This is a genomic window from Micromonospora sp. NPDC049049 (genome assembly GCF_040649115.1).
GTDB lineage: Bacteria > Actinomycetota > Actinomycetes > Mycobacteriales > Micromonosporaceae > Micromonospora.
The window spans coordinates 21334-39637 of the sequence record NZ_JBEZEX010000030.1; the positions used below are offsets into that span (position 1 = coordinate 21334).

An 18304-nucleotide genomic window follows, 5' to 3' on the forward strand; every position below is an offset into this window, starting at 1 on the left:
TTTCGGGTGGGCGTCAGTCGCCTGCTTGCAGCCAGTAGACGGAGACGGCGAGGAGTGGGTCCGGTCCGTCGTTCCGAATCTGATGCGGCACCCTGCTGTCGAACGCCGCGACGTCGCCGGCCCGCAGGACACGCGCCTGGTCGGCGAACGTCAGGGTTCCGGTCCCGGACACGATGATCCACACCTCACGGGAGCGATGGACATCCAGGTCGTTGGAGGTGTTCGGGGCCACCGACCAGCGCGCGACCTCGAACGGGGCGGGCGCCGTCGACGGGAACGGCAGCAGCGCGCGGTGCACCGGGCCGCCCTCGGTGAAGTCGTACCAGTGTTCAAACGCCACGACACCGCTGGTGATCGCTGAATCCGAGCTCCGCATGCCGTCGAGCCTGCCCCGCCGTACGTGGTGTGTCTGGCGGTGATCGGACCTGACGCTGCCGAGAGCGGTGCTGGCGGACCGCTGCTCACCGACAGCCGGGCGGGTACCTCGACCACCGACCGGAAATGAAAGGTGAGCTGCTTCGATTGGTCGAACCCGCCGCCGTTCCGGCCGCCCGGGCGACTAGCGTGGATCACGTCCGTGGCGTTGTCGCGGTGCGGGGAAACAGCGGAGGTACACGTGCTGCGGTTCGGCTTGTTCGGCACCGGTCACTGGGCGATCGAGACGCACGGGAAGGCGCTGCACGCCCATCCCGACGCGGAGCTGGTCGGTGTGTGGGGTCGCAACCCGGAGCGGGCCTCCGCGCTGGCCGAGCGGTACGGGGTGCCCGCCTACGCCGACGTCGACGCGCTGATTGAGCAGTGCGAGGCGATCGCCGTCGCCCTGCCGCCGGACATCCAGGCCGACATCGCGGTCCGGGCGGCCCGCGCCGGTCGGCACCTGCTGCTGGACAAGCCGCTGGCGCTCAGCGTGGACGACGCCGACCGGGTCGTGGCCGCCGCCGAGGAGTCCGGGGTCGCCTCGGTCGTCTTCTTCACCCAGCGGTTCCAGCCGAACGTGACAGCGTTCCTGGCCGCCACCGCCGCCGCCGGGGGCTGGCAGCACGGCCGGACCACCGCGTTCGCCTCGATCTTCCAGGACGGCAGCCCGTACGGCGGCTCGTTGTGGCGTCGGGAGCACGGTGCGCTCTGGGACATCGCCCCGCACGCGCTCTCGATCCTCCTGCCGGTGCTGGGCCGGGTGACGCAGGTGGCGGCGATGGACGGACCGAGCGGGATGGTGCATCTGCTGCTCACCCACGAGGGCGGTGCCACGAGCAGCGCCTCGCTCTCCCTGGACGCCCCGACCGAGTCGATGGCCCGGGAGTTCGTGTTCTACGGCGAGAACGGCATCGAGAACGTCCCGTTCGGCGAGAACGACGCCGCCACCGCGTTCGGCGTCGCCATCGACCAACTCGTCGAGCAGGTGCGGGCGGGCACCCGGGACCACCGCTGTGACGTCCGCTTCGGCCGCGAGGTCGTCGCCATCCTCGCCGCCGCCGAAACCGCCCGAACCGAATCCCGCACCATCCCCCTCCCCTAATCAACCCGAACCCCAACCCCCACCGCCCGTCGCCCCGGTGATCATGGAGTTAGCGGCGCGACACGCCGTGGCGGATGGCAATAACCTCATGATCACCGGGGCGGGGCGGGGCGGGGCGGGGCGGGGCTGGTTGGGTTTAGGTGGGGGTGGTTAGGGCGGCGTTCAGCTCGTCCGGGTTGTTGAACTGCTCGGGCGGTAGGGCCTGGAGCATCTGCAACATTGCCGTGCTGGCCCCGTTCTCCTGACCCCAGCGGATCAGGTCCTCCCGGGAGACCGGGTAGTCGAGCCCGGCCAGGTACTCCTGCAACTGAACCCCGGTGACGGTCATGTCGGCCGGCTACCCGCTCGCGGTGGTCGTACACCGGCTTGGTTGGAGCCCACGACGGCCCGGCGGCCGGCGTGTCGGCCCGCGACGCGCCCACGGTTTGCCGCTGCGGCGGTCGGGTAGCCGCTGGCATGCTGGTTCAGCGGCTCGGCGCGCCGAGCGATTTCGACCCGTTGCTGGAGCGCGTTCGCAATGCCCGGGTGGTGATGATCGGCGAGTCCACCCACGGCAGTTACGACTACTACCGGTTGCGCGAGCAGCTCACCCGACGGTTGATCGCGGAGTGTGGGTTCTCCTTCGTCGCGGTGGAGGGTGACTGGCCCGACTGCGATCGGGTGCACCGATCGGTGACGGCCGCGCCGGGTGGCGCGCTCGAACCGCAGCTCGCACTCGACCAGTTTGAGCGATGGCCGACCTGGATGTGGGCCAATGCCGAGGTGGCCCGGTTCGCCAGCTGGCTGCGGGCCTGGAACCTGGAGCTGCCGGAGGAGCAACGGGCCGGGTTCCACGGCCTCGACGTGTACAGCCTCTGGGAGTCGATGCAGGCGATCTTCGACTACCTGGGGGAGGAGGACCCGAAGTCGCTGGAGGCGGCGCAGGACGCCTACCGGTGTTTCGAGCCGTACGGCAAGAGGGTCGAGGAGTACGGCGCGGCCAGCCGCTTCGTCTCGGCCCGGTGCGAGGAGGAGGTCGTCCGGTTGCTCGCCCGGACCCGTGAACACGCCCTCTCCGACGGCCCGGACCGCTTCTCGGCCTGGCAGAACGCGGAGGTGGTGGCCGGCGCCGAGCGCTACTACCGGGCGATGGTGGCAGGCGGGCCGGACTCGTGGAACATCCGCGACACCCACATGCAGGACACCCTGGACCGGCTGTTGGAACGGTACGGCCCGGACGCACGGGGCGTCGTCTGGGCGCACAACACGCACGTCGGAGATGCGCGGGCCACCGACATGGCCGCCGACGGGATGGTCAACATTGGTCAGTTGGCCCGGGAGCGGCACGGCGAGGACGCGGTGGCACTGGTCGGCTTCGGCAGCTACCGGGGCACAGTGATCGCCGCACCCCGCTGGGGTTCGCCGCCCGAGGCGATGGTGGTGCCCCCGGCTCGGGAGGGCTCGGTCGAGCGGCGGTTGCACGAGCTGATGCCGGAGCGGGCGGTGCTGATCTTCGGCGGCGACGATCAGCCGGGCTGGGTCACCGAAACCGTTGACCACCGGGCGATCGGGGTCGTCTACGACCCGTCGTTCGAGTCCTGGGGCAACTACGTGCCCACCCGGCTGGGCGACCGCTATGACGCCTTCATCTGGTGCGACGACACCACGGCCCTGCACCCGCTACCGGTGCCAGCGGCCCCCGGCGAGATGGAAACCTACCCAGCAGGAGTCTGACCCGCGCCCGCTGGCGTCGATCATGGAGTTGTGGTGCTGGACGAAGGCCTCTGATCGGGGCACGACGGGCACCACAACTCCATGATCGACCGGGTGGTGCGGTCAGACGTGCGTGGGGGTGCGGTCTTCCAGGTGGGTGCGCAGGCCTTCGCCCTCGATGTCCACGTTGGGCAGGGCGCGGTTGAGCCAGCGGGGCAGCCACCAGGCGCGGTCGCCGAGGAGCGACATGACCGCCGGGACGATGGTCATCCGGACCACGAACGCGTCGATGGCCACGCCGATGGCGAGCGCGAAGCCCATCGACTTGATGATCGGGTCTTCGAGGAACACGAAGCCGCCGAAGACGGACATCATGATCAGCGCGGCGGCGGTGACCACCCGGGCACCGTGGCCCATGCCGCTGATCGTGGCCTCACGCGCGGTGTCGCCGTGCACGAAGTCCTCCCGCATCCGGGAGACCAGGAACACCTCGTAGTCCATGGCCAGCCCGAACAGGATGCCGATCAGCAGGATGGGCAGGAAGCTGACCAGGGGAGCAGGGGTGTCCAGGCCGACCAGGTCGGCGAGGTGACCCTGCTGGAAGATCGCCACCGTGATGCCGAACGTGGCGGCCACGGTGAGCAGGAAGCCCAGCGCCGCCTTGAGCGGCACCAGCAGCGACCGGAACACCAACATCAGCAGCAGCACCGAGAGCCCGACGACCAGCAGCAGGTAGATCGGCAGTGCGTCCGAGAGCTTCTCCGAGACGTCGATACCAATGGCGGTGGCGCCGGTGAGCAGCACCTCCGCGCCCTGCACCCCGCCGACCGCGTCGCGGACGTCGTGCACCAGGGTCTCGGTGGCCTCGTCGGTCGGGCCGGTCTTCGGTACCACGCCGAGCAGCGCGGTCCGGCCGTCCGGGCTCAGCTGCGGCGGTGCCACGGCGAGGACGTTCTCGGTGCGCTGGATCATCGCGGTCACCTGCGGCACCGCGGCCGCCGTCGCCTGCGCGTCGTCGCCCGCCACGACCACCGCGAGCCGACCGGTGAAGCCCGGACCGAAGCCCTCGGTGGTCAGGTCGCTCGCCACCCGGGCCGGTGAGCCCTCGGTCGCCGTACTGGCGTCCGGCAGAGCCAGTCGCATGTCCGGCGTGGGCAGCGCGAGCAGCCCCAGGCCGAGCAGCGCGACCAGGATGACCGGCACCCGGAAGCGGGTGACGAACCGCGCCCAGCGGAAGCCGAACCCTGAGCGGTCCTCGACCGGCAGCGTCTCCTCGCCCACCGGCTCACCTGGCGCGGCGGAGTCGACGGTGGAGCGCAGCCGGCGCGGGAGCACCCGGTTGCCGGCGAAGCCGAGCAGCGCGGGCTGGAGGGTGATCGCCACGAGCACGGCGATGGTGACCGTACCGGCGGCGGCGAGACCCATCACGGTGAGGAACGGGATGTTCACCACGGCCAGACCGGCGAGGGCGATGACAACTGTGGCGCCCGCGAAGACCACGGCGGAACCGGCGGTGCCCACCGCGCGGCCGACCGCCTCCTCCGGGGACAGGCCTTCGAGCAGGTTCTGTCGGTGCCGGGAGGTGATGAACAACGAGTAGTCGATGCCGACGGCGAGGCCGAGCATCAGCGCCAGGATCGGCGCGGTGCTGGTCAACTCGATGACACCGCTCAGCGCGAACAGTCCAGCCATGCCGACGCCCACGCCGATCAGGGCGTTGAGCATCGTCATGCCGGCGGCGACCAGGGAACCGAAGGTGATGATCAGGACGATCGCGGCGACCAGCACGCCGAGCGCCTCGGTGGAGCCGATCTCCGGCTCACCGCCCAGCACCTCGCCACCCGGGGCGACCTGCCAACCCTTCGCCTCGACGGCGGCGCCGACCTCCTCGTACGCGGTGCGCTGCTCGTCGGTCACATCGTCGCCGCCGGTGGCGAATTGGACCTGGACCAGCGCGTACCGGCCGTTGGGCGAGACCGCGCCGACCTGGAACGGGTTGACCGCGCCGACCACGCCGGGCAGAGCCGAGGCCTCCTGGACCAGCTCCTGCACCACGGCCTGGCCCTGCGGGGTGGCCAGTTGGCCGTCGGCGGGTGCCTTGAGCGCGATGGTGCCGGTGGCACCACTGGCCGCGGGGAACTGGTCGGCCAGCAGGTCGAGCGCGCGCTGGCTCTCGGTGCCGGGCATTGTGAAGTTGCTCGCCGTCGGGCCGCGCAGGGTCGCCGCGGCCAGGCCGGCGACGACGAGTACGACTAGCCAGAGCGCGACGACGAGCCGTCGCCGGCGCAACGCGCCCCGGCCGAGCCGGTAGAGCAGGGTGGCCATCAGGAGTCCTTGTCCTCGGTCGTGGGTGAATGGGGCACTGGTGCGTCGACGGGTTCGACGGCCCGCCGGGCGAGAGTGAGCAGGGCGAGGCGCAGTTCGTCGTCGGGGATGTCGGCGAACTCGCCGCACGCCTCGGAGATGCCGGCGAGCAGCACCAGCGCGGCGATCCGGGCGCCTGGCCGGTCGGAGTGCCCGGCAAGGGCGTCCCGCAGCCGGTCGGAGATTTCCTGGATGTGCGCGAAGGCGGGCTGGCACAGCAGCTCCGGGAACTCGCCGCGCAGGACGGCGATCTCCTGTCGGAACCGCACCGCGAGGTCGACGAAGCCGCTTGCGGCGACCTCCTGGGCGGCAGCCCCGGTCAGGCCGTTGAGCTGGTCGTCGAGGCTGCGAAGCACCTCGATCGCGGGTGCCATCAGTTCGGCGAGCAGGGCTTCCTTGTTGGCGAAGTGGTAGAGCACGGTGGCCTTGGAGCAGCCGACCTCCCGGGCGATGTCCTGCAGAGAGGTGCCCCGGTAGCCGGTCACAGTGAACTGCCGCGCCGCCGCGGCGAGGATCTCGCCGTGCGTGTCGGGTACCGCTCTGCCCATGCCCGGTCCACCTCCCGCAGACCAGCATGCCTGACCGATCGGTCAGACCCTGACCGATCGGTCAGATGGAAGCGGTGGCGTTCACCACACTCCTGGCGGGTTTGCTCAGGCGTGCTCGGTGTCGTACCTGGTCCGGGCCTCGGCGATGGCCCGCCGATGCCGCTCGGCCCAACTGGTCAGCGCGACCAGCGACTCGTAGAGCTCCAGCGCCATCGGGGTGGCCGTGTACTCGACCTTGGGCGGGAGGGTCGGGTAGACGGTGCGGTGCAGGAGGCCGTCCCGCTCCAGGTTGCGCAGCGTCAGCGTGAGCATCCGCCGGCTGATCCCCTCGATGTGCCGCTCCAGTTCGGTGAAGCGCACCGGGCCGTGCGAGGCGGCCACCAGGATGCCGATGCTCCACTTGCCGCCGACCCGGTCGAGCACCTCGCGGACTGTGCACGCGCGAGCCTGGCCCGGGGTGAACGGCACGTTCTCGGCCGAGCAGGTCAGCTCGGCCTTGACCAGCGCGGACACATCGCTGTTCCTCTGGGACATCAAAGTGCCTCCTTCCGCCGCGGTTAATGGTCACAGACGATGACCTCGGTAACAAACCGTGCACCAAGGAGGGGTTCCGTGGAACGTGTCGTCCCATCCCGCTGGCCGGCGCTGCTGGTGCTCTGCGCCGGCAGCCTGATGATCATCCTGGATGGCACCGTCGTCGCGGTGGCGCTGCCCGCCATCCAACGCGACCTGGGCTTCAGCGCCACCGGCCTGGCCTGGGTGGTGAACGCCTACCTGGTCGCGTTCGGCGGGCTGCTGCTGCTCGCCGGCCGGCTCGGAGATCTGCTGGGCCGCCGCAGGGTCTTCCTGGCCGGCGTCGCGATGTTCACGGTCGCCTCGCTGGCCTGCGCGGTCGCCACCGGGCCGGCCCTGCTGGTGGGCGCGCGGTTCGGGCAGGGCGTCGGCGGCGCTCTGGCCATGGCGGTCAGCCTCGGCATGATCGTCCGGCTCTACCCCGAAGCGGCCGAGCGGGCCCGCGCCATCGCCGTCTTCAGCTTCACCGGCGCGGCCGGTGCGTCGGTCGGCACGGTCGCCGGAGGGGTGCTCACCGAGGCCGCCGGATGGCGGACCATCTTCCTTGTCAACGTGCCGATCGGGACGGTCATCCTCATCGCGTCCCTCCGCCGGCTGCCGGCCGAACGAGGGATCGGCCTGCGCGCCGGCCTGGACCTGCCCGGCGCGCTGCTCGCCACCGCCGGTCTGATGGCCGCCGTGTTGGGCATCGTCGGAACGGGCGAGCACGGCTGGACCAGCCCCCGGACGCTCGGCGCGGTGGCCCTCGCGGTGCTGCTGCTCGGCGGGTTCGCGCTGCGCCAACGGGTGGCGGCCGCCCCGCTCGTGCCGTCCCGGGTGCTGCGCGTCCCGGGCCTGGTGGCGGCGAACGCCGTGCAGTTCCTCATGGTCTGCGCGTACTTCGGGTTCCAGTTCCTGCTCGCCGTGGAGCTGCAACTGGTGCTGGGGTTGGATGCCGCCGCGACCGGCTGGGCCTTCCTGCCCACCCCGGTCGTGATCGCCGTCGTCTCGCTCGGCCTGGCCGGTCGGCTGATCGCCCGCTTCGGTGCCCGGATGGTCCTGCTGGTCGGGCTCGGCCTGGCGAGCGTCGGCTTCCTCCTGCTCGCCCGGCTGCCCGCCGACGGCGCCTACGTCGCTGACGTACTCCCCGCGATGTTGATCTTTGGGGTGGCCGGCGGCCTGACCCTGCCGGCGGTCACCACGGCGGCCATGGCCGGCGCGACCGACACCGACGCCGGGCTCGCCTCCGGCCTGGTCAACACCACCCAACAGGTAGGCGGAGCGGTCGGCCTGGCCGCGCTGGCCACAATTGCCGCCACCCGCACCGACGGGCTGCGGGCCGCCGGCTGGGCCGAGACCGCCGCGCTCGCCGGCGGCTACCGGACGGCGTTCGCCGTGGCCGTGGGTCTCGTGGTCGCCGCGTGGCTGGTGGCGCTGACCACACTGCCCCGACGCCCGGCCCGGCCGTCGTCGGCGGCCGACCCGTCGGAGCCGGCCGGGGTGGGTGCCGGAATCGATCCGTAGCGAAGCGCCGCGTCCAGTTGACCGACGGCGGTGCGGCCGGGAGGGTGGTCGGGTGAGCAAGGCTGACGAGACCCGGGACGGCGTGGCCCTGACCAACCTGGACCAGCCGCTGTCCGACCGGGACGACGCGACGAAGCGTGACCTGGTCGACTACCTCGACGCGGTCCGGGACCGGATCCTCCCGCAGCTGCGGGGCCGGCCGCTGTCGGTGATCAGGGTCCGCCCCGGCCAGCCGCCGTTCATGCAGAAGAACCTGCCCCGCTACACCCCGGACTGGGTCCGCCGGGCACCGGTCTGGGCGGAGGCGTCGCACCGGGAGATCTCGTACGCCCTCTGCGACGACCGCCGCACCCTGCTCTGGTTCGCCAACCAGCGGGCGGTGGAGTACCACCCGACGCTGGCCACCGTGGCGGATCTGCATCGCCCGACCCACCTGATCCTCGACCTGGACCCGCCGGACGGCGACGGGTTCCGCGCGGCGGTCGACGCCGCCCTGCTGGTCCGTCAGGCGCTCGCCGACGCCGGCCTGGCCGGTGCGGTCAAGACCAGCGGCGCCAAGGGCGTGCACGTCTTCGTTCCGGTGACCGACGAACCAACGGCCGAGGAGCTGGCCGCCGCCACCCGGGCGCTCGCCGTCCGCGCCGAGCGGCTCGACCCGGCGCTGGCCACCACCGCGTACATCAAGGAGGACCGGGGAGGCCGGGTCTTCGTGGACGCCACCCGGGCGGGCGGGGCGACGGTGGCCGCCGCGTACAGCCCCCGGCTACGCCCCGGAATGCCGGTCTCGTTCCCGGTCGACTGGGCGGACCTGACCGAGGTGACCCCCGCCGACTTCACCATCCGGACCGCGCCCGCACTGCTCGCCGACGGCGACCCGTGGGCCGCGCTGATGCCGGCCCCGCAACCGCTCCCCGCCGACCTGGTCGCCGAGGGCCGGACCATCCCGGTCGCCCGGGTGCAGGCCATGCACGAGGGGAAGCGCCGGGCCCGCGCCCGCCGCGAGGCCGGCTGACCGGCCCGCCGGCCCGCCGGCCTCCGCCCGGCGGGCGGCGGATTGTCGGTGGGTTGTGGCACGATTTCGCAGGTGAGCAGCAAATCCGACGCGACCCAGCGACTGGCCGACCTGGCGCGGCTGCGCCGGGTCCGCGACCGGATCGACCGGGAGTACGCGTCTCCGTTGGACGTCGAGGCGCTCGCCCGTGGCGCGCACATGTCGGCCGGGCACCTCAGCCGTGAGTTCCGGCTCGCCTATGGCGAATCTCCCTACAGCTACCTCATGACTCGGCGGATCGAGCGGGCGATGGCCCTGTTGCGCCGTGGCGACCTGAGCGTCACCGACGTCTGTTTCGCTGTTGGTTGCTCGTCGTTGGGCACCTTCAGCACCCGCTTCACCGAGCTGGTGGGCGTGCCGCCCAGCGTCTACCGGCGGCAGGCGGCGCCGGCGACGGCCGGGATGCCGTCGTGCGTGGCGAAACAGGTGACCAGACCGGTCAGGAATCGAGAAGCGCGGGTCGCCGAGCCGCAACTAGCGTGACCAGCATGGACATCACCATTCACTCGAGCTTCCTGCCGCACACCGACCCGGAGGCCTCGCTGGCCTTCTACCGCGACATCCTCGGCTTCGAGGTCCGCCTCGACGTCGGGTACGAGGGGATGCGGTGGATCACGGTCGGGCCGGTCGGCCAGCCCAGCACCGCCATCGTCCTGCACCCGCCGGCCGCCAACCCCGGCATCACCGACGACGAGCGGCAGACCATCCTTGAGCTGATGGCCAAGGGCAGCTACTTCGGCGTCAACCTGGCCACCACCGACCTCGACGCCACCTTCGCCAAGTTGGAGGCCAGCGACGCCGAGGTCGTCCAGGAGCCGACCGAGCAGCCGTACGGCGTGCGCGACTGTGCCTTCCGGGACCCGGCGGGCAACATGATCCGCATCCAGGAAGTGCGCTGATTCCTGCGCGCCCGACAGATGGAGACACGATGAGCACGGCCGCCCAGCCGTCCGCGCCGCACGTCGCCGACAGCCACGACCTGATCCGGGTGCAGGGCGCGCGGGTGAACAACCTCAAGGACGTCAGCGTCGAGATCCCGAAGCGGCGGCTGACGGTGTTCACCGGTGTCTCCGGCTCCGGCAAGAGCTCGCTGGTGTTCGGCACCATCGCGGCCGAGTCGCAGCGGATGATCAACGAGACCTACAGCGCCTTCGTGCAGGGCTTCATGCCGACGTTGGCGCGGCCCGAGGTCGACCTGCTGGATGGCCTGACCACGGCGATCATCGTGGACCAGGAGCGGATGGGCGCCAACTCCCGCTCCACCGTCGGCACCGCCACCGACGCCAACGCGATGCTGCGCATCCTGTTCAGCCGGCTCGGGCAGCCGCACCTCGGCTCGCCAAACGCGTACTCCTTCAATGTTCCCTCGGTGAAGGCGACCGGGGCGATCACCGTCGACCGCGGCGCCGGCAGGACGAAGACCGAGAAGGCGACCTTCAACCGTCTCGGCGGCATGTGCCCACGGTGCGAGGGCATGGGTGCGGTGACCGACATCGACCTGTCGGCGCTCTACGACGACAACCTCTCGCTCAACGAGGGCGCGATCACCATCCCGGGTTACAGCATGGAGGGCTGGTACGGCCGGATCTTCCGGGGCTGCGGCTACTTCGACCCGGACAAGCCGATCGCCAAGTTCACCAAGCGGGAGCTGCACGACCTGCTCCACCGGGAGCCAACCAAGATCAAAATTGACGGGATCAACCTGACGTACGCGGGCCTCATCCCGTCGATCCAGAAGTCCTTCCTCGCCAAGGACATCGACGCCCTGCAGCCGCACATCCGCGCCTTCGTGGAGCGCGCGGTGACGTTCACGACCTGCCCCGAGTGTGCCGGCACCCGGCTCAGCAAGGAGGCCCGATCGTCGAAGATCAAGGGCAGGAACATCGCCGACGCGTGCGCGATGCAGATCAGCGACCTGGCCGTCTGGGTCCGCGGGATCGACGAGCCGTCGGTGGCCCCGTTGCTGGCCGGCCTGCAACACCTCCTCGACTCGTTCGAGGAGATCGGGCTGGGCTACCTGTCCCTCGATCGGCCGTCGGGCACCCTCTCCGGCGGAGAGGCGCAGCGCACCAAGATGATCCGCCATCTCGGCTCCTCGCTCACCGACGTCACCTACGTCTTCGACGAGCCGACGATCGGGCTGCACCCGCACGACATCCAACGGATGAACGAGCTGCTGCTCCAGCTGCGCGACAAGGGCAACACAGTGCTGGTCGTGGAGCACAAGCCGGAGGCCATCGCCATCGCCGACCACGTCGTCGACCTCGGGCCCGGCGCAGGCACGGAGGGCGGGACCGTCTGCTACGAGGGCACAGTGGAAGGTCTGCGGGCCAGCGGCACCATCACCGGCCGCCACCTCGACGACCGGGCGGCCCTCAAGGAGACGGTGCGGACGCCCACCGGCAAGCTGGAGATCCGCGGCGCCACTGCCAACAACCTCCAGGACGTGGACGTCGACGTACCCCTCGGGGTGCTCGTCGTCGTGACCGGCGTTGCCGGCTCCGGCAAGAGTTCGCTGGTGCACTCCTCGATCCCGGCCGGCGCGGGCGTGGTCTCGATCGACCAGGGCGCGATTCGCGGCTCACGGCGCAGCAACCCGGCCACCTACACTGGGTTGCTCGACCCGATCCGCAAGGCGTTCGCGAAGGCCAACGGGGTGAAGCCGGCGCTGTTCAGCGCCAACTCCGAGGGCGCCTGCCCGAGCTGCAACGGTGCCGGCGTCATCTACACCGACCTGGGGATGATGGCGGGCGTCGCCGCACCCTGCGAGGACTGCGAGGGCAAGCGGTTCCAGGCGTCGGTGCTGGAATACCGCTTCGGCGGCCGGGACATCAGCGAGGTGCTCGCGATGTCGGTGACGGAGGCCGAGAAGTTCTTCGGCGCCGGCGAGGCGCGTACGCCGGCAGCGCACGCCATCCTCGAGCGGCTCGCCGACGTCGGGCTCGGCTACCTGACCCTGGGGCAGCCGCTCACGACTCTCTCCGGCGGCGAGCGGCAACGGCTCAAGCTGGCCACCCACATGGCCGAGAAGGGCGGCGTCTACGTCCTCGACGAGCCGACCACCGGCCTGCACCTGGCCGACGTCGAGCAACTGCTCGGCCTGCTTGACCGCCTGGTCGACGCCGGCAAGTCGGTGATCGTCATCGAGCACCACCAGGCGGTCATGGCGCACGCCGACTGGATCATCGACATCGGCCCCGGTGCCGGCCACGACGGTGGCCGGATCGTCTTCGAGGGCACACCCACGGACCTCGTCGCCGCCCGCTCCACCCTCACCGGCGAGCACCTGGCGGCGTACGTCGGCAGGTGAGCCCGTGGACGGCGATCAGCGCTCCGCTCGGCGTGGCCGGCTGATGGGGGCGCTGAGCATTCCGGTGATGGCGTCGACGAGGAAGTCGCCGACCTCGGGCCATCGGGGGTCTTCTCCGTTGCGTTCGGCGAGTGCCTCGACCTCGGCTGTCGCGGTGCTGACGATGCGGGTGATCAGACGCGCCCGACCGGCGACCACGTCCGGGTCGAGGTGCCGTAGTCGCGCGGCCAGTGAGGCCCGCAGCTGTAGTGCCTGTGGCGTGGTGTCCTGGGCTTCCCGCATGAACGGCTCAGTGGCGGGGTTGTGCAGCACGTGATCGAGGAACCGGGCCCGCCAGCTCGGGCGCGGTAGCTGGTCGAGGACGCGCATGCTCGGTGCCACGAGACCGCGTATGTCGCCGAGGACGGAGTCCTCGGTTGGGGGCATGCCGGCGCGCACTTGCGCCACGTCGTGCACGTGGCGGGCCATCAGTGCCTTGAGCAGGCCCTCGCGCCCGCCGAAGTAGTAGCGCACTGCTGAATGGTTGGTGTTGCCGGCCGCTTCAGCCACCCTGCGGTCGGAGACTTCGGCGACTCCCGATTCGGCGAACAGCCGCTCCGCCGCGTCGAGCAGCGCGGTGCGGGCCGCCTCGGACCGCCTCATGACCGGCCCCCTCGTGTCCTCGCCCGGATGTGACTCAGGTCAACCTAGCCGGATTCCCGCTCCCGGCATCCGCCGCCTACAGTTTGTAAGTCACTTGGCGTACAAATATGAGCTGGAGCGTGCATGGATACCGAAGCCGTGATCGAGGCTGCCGACGTGGTGGACGGCCGCCCGCCCGGCGCGGACCGCAAGGAACAGGTCATCCGAATGGTCGCCCTGTTCGTGATGCCGTTCCTCATGGTCACGATGATGTTCGCGACCTACATGTCGACCATGCACTCACCGCACCCCCGGGACATGCCGGTGGCGGTCGTCGGCAGCGGCGCCACGGCGCAGGCCCTCGTCGACGGGCTCAACTCGGGCGACAGCACCGAGGCCACGCTGGTGACCACCCGCGACGACGCCGTCGACCTGCTGCACGGCCAGGAAGCCGCCGGCGCGCTCGTCCTGCCCGCCGACGGCAGCGCCAACGCGACAATCCTCACCGCCTCGGCGGCCGGAGCCTCGCAGAACGCCACCGTTCAGCAGTTGCTCGCGCCCGTGGTCTTCCAGAACAGCTTGCAGGCCACCACCGAGGACGTCGCACCGCTACCCGCGGGTGACTCGGCCGGCATCGCGGTCCTGTTCGCGGCGATGGGCATGATGCTGGCCGGTTACGTGCCACTGAGCATCATGGTGATGGGCGTCCCCCACCTGCTGCGGCTGCGACGGTTCCTGCCCGTGCTGGCCGGCTGGTCCGCGCTCACCAGCTCGATCATCTGGCTCATCCTCGGGCCCGTCGTGGGTGCCGTCGACGGCCACTACCCCACCTTCCTCGGCGTCGGCATGCTCGCCACCGCAGCCGTCGGCCTGGCCCAGCTGCTGCTCTCCAAGCTGATCGGGCCCCTCGCGGTGCTGCCCGGCATGCTGCTCTGGGTCGTGTTCGGCATGCCCGCGTCGAACCTGGCCCTGTCCGTGCACAACATGCCCGGGTTCTTCCAGTTCCTCCATGGCGTGCTGCCGCTCCCGGCGGCCGGTGAGGCGCTGCGCTCGGTCCTGTACTTCGACGGCAACGGTCTGGGCACCCACCTGATCGTTCTGGCTGTGTGGATCGTGGCCGCCCTCGCGCTCTGCCTGCTCAAGGAGCGCAGCGCGAGCGGGAACATGATCCCCGGCGTCCCGCCGATCACCGACCCCGACGCGAAGGCCCCCGCTCTGGCCGGCGGGCCGCCGCGCTCCAAGCGATTCCGGTACGTGGCCGCAGCGGGCTTCCCGCTGGCCATCCTCGTGGTGGTCGTGGGTGCCATGGGGTTCTCCATGCACAAACCGCAACCGCACGACATCCCGGTCGTCGTGGTCGCCGCTGCCCCTGGGCAGGCTCAGCAGACTGCTGCCGGTCTCAACGCGCAGCTCGACGGCATCCTCGACGTCACCGTCGCCGACACGGTTGCCGAAGCCACCGAGCAGATCCAGTCCCGCGACGTGGTGGCCGCCTTCGTCCTGCCGTCGGCACCGGACACTCCGGCGACGCTGTACTCGGCGTCCGCCGCCAACGCCAGCCAACAGTCCGCTATCCGCGCGATCTTTCAGCCGATCACCGCGGCCCAGGGCCTCCCGCTGATGCTCACCGACGTGCAACCCCTGAGCGAGACCGACACCGGCGGCAGCAACAGCATGTACGTCGGCATGTCCTGGATCATGGCCGGGTTCCTGTTCCTGGCCGTCCTGCGGGGCGGTGCCCCGCACGTGCGCCGCCTGCGCCAGTTCCTGCCGCTGCTGGGCGGCTGGGCGATCGGCATGTCCGTCTGGCTGTGGTTCCTCTTCGACGTCCTCATCGGCGCGATCAGCGGCAACGCCCTGGAGACGATCGCCTACGGCGCTCTGACCATTTTCTCGGTCTCGCTGGCCACCGGAGTGCTCACCCGTACCGTCGGCCTGGCGGGCATCATCCCGATGATGGTGGTGCTGATGATGGCCGGCGTACCCGCCTCCGGCGGTGGCATGTCGGTGTACCTGGTCCCCGAGGTGTTCCGCCCCCTCCAGGACGTGCTGCCGTTGCCCGCGGCGGTCGACATCGCCCGATCGTTGCGGTACTTCGACGGCGTCGGCGTCGGGCAGAATCTGCTGGTCATCGCCATCTGGGGCGCCGTCGGGCTCGTCGGAAACCTCATGGTCGACCAGTGGCTCAAACGCCGCGAGCGCCGCTCGGACTCCGGCGGCCCGAACGCGGGTACGGCATCCGGGCCGCACCTGAGGTTGGTGCCGGCCGAGGCGCACTGAGCGGCACCGCAGCCCACCGCCGATCCCTCGTGATCGGCGGTGGGCTGCTCCTTCTGGTCAGGCAGGCTTGTACCCGACGGCGACGTCGAGCACCCAGGTGACGCCGAACGGGTCGGTGAGCATGCCGTAGAGGGGAGCCCAGCCGGCGGGCGCCAGGTCGACCAGGACGGTCGAGCCCTCGCTCAGCTTCTTCCAGTAGCCGGTGATCTCGTCTGCGTCGCTGCCCCGGACCGAGACGAAGAACGGCCTCTCGCCCTGGCTCCACGGCCGCGCCGACGGCACGTCGTACGCCATGATCTGGAAGCCCTCGGCGGACGTGACCTGACCCCACATGACCTGGTCGGCCTCGTCCGGGCTCTGCACGTTGTGGGCGTCGGCGTAGGTCACCGCGGCGAGGTCCCCGCCGAAGACGGACCGGTAGAAATCGAGGGCGGCCCGCGCGTTGCCCCGAAGGTTGATGTGCGCGACGGTGTTGATGCTCATTGCTGCTCCTCGTGTGACGTGACCCATGGCTGGTGCCCCGGGTGCAACGCCGACGATGGCAGGGGTAGCGGTCAGGTTGTGTCCGCTACCTGGGGCAGACTCGGATGCATGGCCACGACCTCCGCGAGACTGCTGTCTCTGCTCTCGCTCCTCCAGGCCCGACGTGACTGGCCGGGTAGCCTCCTGGCCGAGAGGCTGGACGTGAGCCCACGAACGGTGCGACGCGACGTCGACCGGCTGCGCGAGCTCGGCTACCCGATCAGCGCCTTCAAGGGGCCGGACGGCGGGTACCGGCTCGACGCCGGTGCCCAACTGCCACCGCTGCTGTTCGACGACGATCAAGCCGTGGCCATCGCCGTCGCACTCCAGGTGGCAGCCCTCTCCGGGGCGGACATCCAGGAGGGCGCGGCGCGAGCGCTGAACACCATGCGGCAGGTCATGCCCAGCCGGCTGCGGCACCGCATCGACGCTCTCCAGGTCACCGCCGTCGGACAACCCACCACCGGGCCGGACTCCCCGGTCGACCGCACCGTGCTGACAGCCATCGGCGCGGCCGTCAACGCCCACGAGGTTCTGCGCTTCGACTACGCCTCGACGAGCGCCGCCACCGACGCGACGCCTCGCCGCGTGGAGCCCCACCACCTCGTCACCTGGAATGGGCGCTGGTATCTCGTCGCCTGGGACCTCGACCGGGACGACTGGCGAACCTTCCGCTGTGACCGGGTCAGCCCGCGTACCCCGACCGGACCACGCTTCACCCCACGACAACTACCCATGGGAGACGTGGCCACGTACGTCACGGGCCGCTTCCGAGGTTCCACCGACAGCTCAGCGTGGCCCTGCGTGGGTGAGGTCATCATCGACCTTCCCGCCGCCGTCGTCGCCGCGTACACCCGCGACGGGCTTGTCGAAGAACTCGGCCCCGATTGCTGCAGGCTCGCACAGGGCTCCTGGTCCTGGGTCGCCCTCGCAGCGGCGCTCGGCAGGTTCGGCGCGGACATCGAGGTGATCGGTCCGGTCGAGCTCAAGGCCGCCTTCGCGGGACTCGCCCGCCGCTACGCCGACGCGGCCCGTCCGAAGCAGACCCCACGCGTACATGGCGACGGCGCCCGCACCGGCGAGAAGCGCCGCCGCCCGCAACCAACCTAGCCGGGAGCGTTCGCCTTTCCTGAGCATCGCGCCGAGCCCACGTACGGTGAGGATCGCCGCGGTGGCGGCTCCGCCCAGCGCGGCGAGGAGCAGCCCGAGAAACAGCATGACGACATCATGGATCTTGCGGGTTCGCGTGCCCTCGTCGGGGCGGCCGGGCGGAGCGGCGGGGCTCACGTCCACCCGGGTGGCCCGCTGCGGGCTTCGGCGAGTGGAAACGCAAAACCGGGCGCGTGGAGGCTGTATCCCCCTGCGCCCGGCAGTGTCGTGTGAAACTTTTCCTGGTGCCCCCGGCAGGATTCGAACCTGCGCCCCCGCCTCCGGAGGGCGGTGCTCTATCCCCTGAGCTACGGGGGCTCAGCGACTGGAGAAGACTAGCAAACCTCCTCTGCGTACGCCGAATCGGTATCGGGTGAGCCGATCGTGTCGGCAACCGGCTCACCCGGTGCTCAGGCCGCAGCTACCGCCCGCCCGCAGCTGGGCAGCGGGTGCAGGACGATTCGCCGGGGGAGCCGGCGCGGCCACTCGTTGCGTGGCCAGGAGCCGTCCACTATCAGGTGGACGGTGCGCTGCTCCTCGCCACTGAGCCGCAGCACGAAGTCGCGGGGGAGCGGCGGGTCCACCGTCGGCGTAGTGATCATGAAGCGCACCCGACCGCGGGACGAGACAGCGGAGATCACGTCGGCGGCCGGCATCGTGCCGCGCAGCCGGACCCGGCCGATCCAGTAGACCTCCGCGAGGTGCTCCTGGGCGGCCCGGGTGATCCCCGGGTACTCGCTGCGGACCCAGCGCTCGACCGCGCTGACGCAGAGCCCGCAGGCCCGCTCCCGCGGTTCCCGCGGACCCAACCCCCAGGCCCGCAGGTACGCCCCGACCGCGCCGGTGTCCAGCGGCAGCTCGAAGCGCCGCTGGATGAGCGTGGTCAGGCTCTGCCGTGTCCACAACTCCTCGTCCAGGCCGAACTCGTCGGGATGGACGCCCCGCAGCATGTCGATCAACTCGAGTTCCTGTTCGCGGCTGAGCATTCCCGGCTCGCCCTGCCGCTGTCCGCGACGGACGGCTGCCACCGCCCCGTCACCACCGATGGTGTGGCGTCGGCACCAACTGGTGACCGAACGCCGTGCGTCTCTGAGTGCAACCCCCACGTCTTGGGCAACGAGCCCGAATCGCAACTGGTCACGATATGTGGGGAGAAAACTCTCTAAGCAACG

At 70.8% G+C, this 18304-nt stretch carries 17 protein-coding genes and 1 tRNA gene; 9 read left to right on the forward strand and 9 right to left on the reverse strand.

Annotation, left to right across the window (positions count from 1 at the left end; genetic code table 11):
• Positions 1-13: 13 nt before the first annotated feature.
• Positions 14-376, reverse strand: coding sequence for a cupin domain-containing protein (locus tag AB0B68_RS25675; protein ID WP_357263209.1), 363 nt, complete (start codon positions 374-376; stop codon positions 14-16).
• 240 nt (positions 377-616) lie between these two features.
• On the opposite strand from AB0B68_RS25675, the gene AB0B68_RS25680 reads away from it, so the two are divergent.
• Positions 617-1519 (forward strand): Gfo/Idh/MocA family oxidoreductase, encoded by a 903-nt coding sequence (locus AB0B68_RS25680; protein ID WP_355008101.1) that lies wholly within the window; start codon positions 617-619, stop codon positions 1517-1519.
• A gap of 136 nt (positions 1520-1655) precedes the next feature.
• Here the strand turns inward: AB0B68_RS25680 and AB0B68_RS25685 are convergent, their stop codons facing one another.
• The gene (locus AB0B68_RS25685) at positions 1656-1847 is read right to left on the reverse strand and encodes a DUF2795 domain-containing protein (protein ID WP_355008100.1); all 192 of its coding nucleotides are present in this window, start codon (positions 1845-1847) and stop codon (positions 1656-1658) included.
• Positions 1848-1975: 128 nt separating this feature from the next.
• Between AB0B68_RS25685 and AB0B68_RS25690 the strand changes: the two genes are divergently transcribed.
• Positions 1976-3232: an erythromycin esterase family protein gene (locus tag AB0B68_RS25690; RefSeq protein ID WP_357195628.1), complete on the forward strand. Its 1257-nt coding sequence runs from the start codon at positions 1976-1978 to the stop codon at positions 3230-3232.
• 102 nt (positions 3233-3334) lie between these two features.
• Here AB0B68_RS25690 and AB0B68_RS25695 read toward each other — a convergent pair whose 3' ends face one another.
• From AB0B68_RS25695 to AB0B68_RS25705, 3 genes are all read right to left on the reverse strand, one after another.
• Positions 3335-5536, reverse strand: a complete 2202-nt coding sequence (locus tag AB0B68_RS25695; protein ID WP_357195631.1) for an MMPL family transporter — start codon at positions 5534-5536, stop codon at positions 3335-3337.
• Positions 5536-6123 (reverse strand): TetR/AcrR family transcriptional regulator, encoded by a 588-nt coding sequence (locus tag AB0B68_RS25700; RefSeq protein WP_357195634.1) that lies wholly within the window; start codon positions 6121-6123, stop codon positions 5536-5538. Before AB0B68_RS25700 ends, AB0B68_RS25695 begins: the two co-directional genes overlap by 1 nt.
• Before the next feature lie 105 nt (positions 6124-6228).
• Positions 6229-6660 (reverse strand): helix-turn-helix domain-containing protein, encoded by a 432-nt coding sequence (locus AB0B68_RS25705; protein ID WP_357263212.1) that lies wholly within the window; start codon positions 6658-6660, stop codon positions 6229-6231.
• 75 nt (positions 6661-6735) lie between these two features.
• Here AB0B68_RS25705 and AB0B68_RS25710 point away from each other — a divergent pair, with 75 nt between their 5' ends.
• The 5 genes from AB0B68_RS25710 to AB0B68_RS25730 all read left to right on the forward strand — a co-directional run bounded on the left by AB0B68_RS25710 (position 6736) and on the right by AB0B68_RS25730 (position 12560).
• On the forward strand, positions 6736-8199 hold the full coding sequence (locus AB0B68_RS25710; RefSeq protein WP_357195639.1) for an MFS transporter: 1464 nt from the start codon (positions 6736-6738) through the stop codon (positions 8197-8199).
• Positions 8200-8251: 52 nt separating this feature from the next.
• The gene (locus AB0B68_RS25715; protein ID WP_357195642.1) at positions 8252-9211 is read left to right on the forward strand and encodes an ATP-dependent DNA ligase; all 960 of its coding nucleotides are present in this window, start codon (positions 8252-8254) and stop codon (positions 9209-9211) included.
• 72 nt (positions 9212-9283) lie between these two features.
• Complete coding sequence (locus tag AB0B68_RS25720; RefSeq protein WP_357195645.1) at positions 9284-9733, forward strand: helix-turn-helix transcriptional regulator; 450 nt, start codon at positions 9284-9286, stop codon at positions 9731-9733.
• Positions 9734-9738: 5 nt separating this feature from the next.
• On the forward strand, positions 9739-10149 hold the full coding sequence (locus AB0B68_RS25725) for a VOC family protein (RefSeq protein ID WP_357195648.1): 411 nt from the start codon (positions 9739-9741) through the stop codon (positions 10147-10149).
• Positions 10150-10178: 29 nt separating this feature from the next.
• A complete protein-coding gene (locus AB0B68_RS25730) occupies positions 10179-12560 on the forward strand; it encodes an excinuclease ABC subunit UvrA (protein ID WP_357263215.1) in 2382 nt (793 codons plus the stop codon).
• A gap of 15 nt (positions 12561-12575) precedes the next feature.
• On the opposite strand, the gene AB0B68_RS25735 is transcribed toward AB0B68_RS25730, so the two are convergent.
• A complete protein-coding gene (locus tag AB0B68_RS25735; RefSeq protein WP_124855056.1) occupies positions 12576-13202 on the reverse strand; it encodes a TetR/AcrR family transcriptional regulator in 627 nt (208 codons plus the stop codon).
• Between the two features lie 123 nt (positions 13203-13325).
• Between AB0B68_RS25735 and AB0B68_RS25740 the strand changes: the two genes are divergently transcribed.
• Positions 13326-15461, forward strand: a complete 2136-nt coding sequence (locus tag AB0B68_RS25740) for an ABC transporter permease (RefSeq protein WP_357263218.1) — start codon at positions 13326-13328, stop codon at positions 15459-15461.
• Between the two features lie 57 nt (positions 15462-15518).
• On the opposite strand, the gene AB0B68_RS25745 is transcribed toward AB0B68_RS25740, so the two are convergent.
• Positions 15519-15944 (reverse strand): VOC family protein, encoded by a 426-nt coding sequence (locus AB0B68_RS25745; protein ID WP_355008089.1) that lies wholly within the window; start codon positions 15942-15944, stop codon positions 15519-15521.
• A 108-nt stretch (positions 15945-16052) separates the two neighbouring features.
• On the opposite strand from AB0B68_RS25745, the gene AB0B68_RS25750 reads away from it, so the two are divergent.
• Positions 16053-17093, forward strand: coding sequence for a YafY family protein (locus AB0B68_RS25750; protein WP_357263221.1), 1041 nt, complete (start codon positions 16053-16055; stop codon positions 17091-17093).
• A gap of 282 nt (positions 17094-17375) precedes the next feature.
• Here the strand turns inward: AB0B68_RS25750 and AB0B68_RS25755 are convergent.
• Both AB0B68_RS25755 and AB0B68_RS25760 read right to left on the reverse strand, forming a co-directional pair.
• Positions 17376-17450, reverse strand: a tRNA-Arg gene (locus tag AB0B68_RS25755).
• Between the two features lie 92 nt (positions 17451-17542).
• A complete protein-coding gene (locus AB0B68_RS25760) occupies positions 17543-18238 on the reverse strand; it encodes a winged helix-turn-helix domain-containing protein (RefSeq protein ID WP_357263224.1) in 696 nt (231 codons plus the stop codon).
• Between the last annotated feature and the right edge of the window lie 66 nt (positions 18239-18304).

Excerpts from the sequence above, each read along its gene's own strand:
- AB0B68_RS25725 (WP_357195648.1), top strand. The coding sequence starts at position 9,739 with ATGGACATCACCATTCACTCGAGCTTCCTGCCGCACACCGACCCGGAG.
- AB0B68_RS25675 (WP_357263209.1), bottom strand. The coding sequence starts at position 376 with ATGCGGAGCTCGGATTCAGCGATCACCAGCGGTGTCGTGGCGTTTGAA.
- AB0B68_RS25685 (WP_355008100.1), bottom strand. The coding sequence starts at position 1,847 with ATGACCGTCACCGGGGTTCAGTTGCAGGAGTACCTGGCCGGGCTCGAC.
- AB0B68_RS25745 (WP_355008089.1), bottom strand. The coding sequence starts at position 15,944 with ATGAGCATCAACACCGTCGCGCACATCAACCTTCGGGGCAACGCGCGG.
- AB0B68_RS25700 (WP_357195634.1), bottom strand. The coding sequence starts at position 6,123 with ATGGGCAGAGCGGTACCCGACACGCACGGCGAGATCCTCGCCGCGGCG.
- AB0B68_RS25735 (WP_124855056.1), bottom strand. The coding sequence starts at position 13,202 with ATGAGGCGGTCCGAGGCGGCCCGCACCGCGCTGCTCGACGCGGCGGAG.
- AB0B68_RS25695 (WP_357195631.1), bottom strand. The coding sequence starts at position 5,536 with ATGGCCACCCTGCTCTACCGGCTCGGCCGGGGCGCGTTGCGCCGGCGA.
- AB0B68_RS25730 (WP_357263215.1), top strand. The coding sequence starts at position 10,179 with ATGAGCACGGCCGCCCAGCCGTCCGCGCCGCACGTCGCCGACAGCCAC.
- AB0B68_RS25750 (WP_357263221.1), top strand. The coding sequence starts at position 16,053 with ATGGCCACGACCTCCGCGAGACTGCTGTCTCTGCTCTCGCTCCTCCAG.
- AB0B68_RS25690 (WP_357195628.1), top strand. The coding sequence starts at position 1,976 with ATGCTGGTTCAGCGGCTCGGCGCGCCGAGCGATTTCGACCCGTTGCTG.
- AB0B68_RS25740 (WP_357263218.1), top strand. The coding sequence starts at position 13,326 with ATGGATACCGAAGCCGTGATCGAGGCTGCCGACGTGGTGGACGGCCGC.